This window comes from Aerococcus sp. L_32, assembly GCF_050689315.1.
Map to the genome: position 1 here is coordinate 1 of NZ_JBOEQF010000608.1, position 1,040 is coordinate 1,040.

Here is a 1,040-nt window from a genome sequence, read left to right on the forward strand (position 1 = left end):
CCAACAATTTAAACAACTGCTGTCGGACTACCCGCAATTATCCCTTAAGATGATTGAAGCCCTGTCTCAGCGCCTACACGCTTCAGAAGAGCAATCCATGTTGTTATCTACTTGCACCGCAAAAGAACGGTTATTCAATTTCATTTGTAAGGAAGCCGAGTTGGTGAATGGCCACCAAATCTTCTATCACGAGGAAACGAAGCGGTTTTTAGCAGGTTTTTTAGGCATGTCATCTGAAACACTTAGCCGATCCCTGCATCAATTAGCTGATGAAGGCAAGATTAAAGAACGGCATAACCATCAGATTGAAGTCTTTTGTTGAGAAGTATTGAGTTAAATTCAACTTCATAAACGTCTATAAGCATCGAACCTTCACTTTAGTTGGAAAGGTTCGATGCTTTTTGCAAGTAGATACTATTCGCTACTTCAGCAGTTTGTTGTTCAGCACCTGAAACATGACCAATTTGTGTTAGTAAAGCACCGGCTAAGAAACCAGCAATCGCTTGACCTATTTTGCGTGTAAATGAGTAAACTGAGTAGATTGTACCATCTTTACGTATACCACGTTTGATGTAGAAGTCATCAATAACGTCTGTTACGTAAGCGTACATTGCCATAGTGTAGTAATTCATAACTATACCCGCAACGATAAGTAAGATGGCAAATACTAATGGATTTTGAATGCTTAATACGAAAGCAAGGACATAGATGAAGCCTGCACCGATTAGTGCGAATGATTCAGCTTTTTTTTTACCAAATTTTTTCGTAATTGAACTTACAAATGATGCGATGAATAAGGTACTTAAAGTCATACCTGCAGTGGCAATTGTTGCTAAAAATTGGGCAAAATAAAAAAGAGTAAGTGAGCTTTGACACTCAATTACCCTTTTCTTCTATAGTGATTTCGATTTATCGTTTCACATTATTGATTGGCTTTACCATTTTCGTAGAATAACACTTGCTCATCTGCTGGTACCATTGACCCACCAGTTGCCCATGCAATATGGGTCATGTTAGCTACTTTATCTGTTAAGTTCTTA

General features: G+C 38.3%; 2 protein-coding genes. One reads left to right on the forward strand and one right to left on the reverse strand.

The window, feature by feature from the left end; all coding sequences use genetic code 11:
* On the forward strand, positions 1-322 hold a 322-nt coding region (locus ACRCJ0_RS15120; RefSeq protein WP_431391028.1), incomplete at its 5' end, for a Crp/Fnr family transcriptional regulator.
* A gap of 55 nt (positions 323-377) precedes the next feature.
* Here the strand turns inward: ACRCJ0_RS15120 and ACRCJ0_RS15125 are convergent.
* A complete protein-coding gene (locus ACRCJ0_RS15125; RefSeq protein WP_431391030.1) occupies positions 378-881 on the reverse strand; it encodes an MFS transporter in 504 nt (167 codons plus the stop codon).
* Positions 882-1,040: the final 159 nt, after the last annotated feature.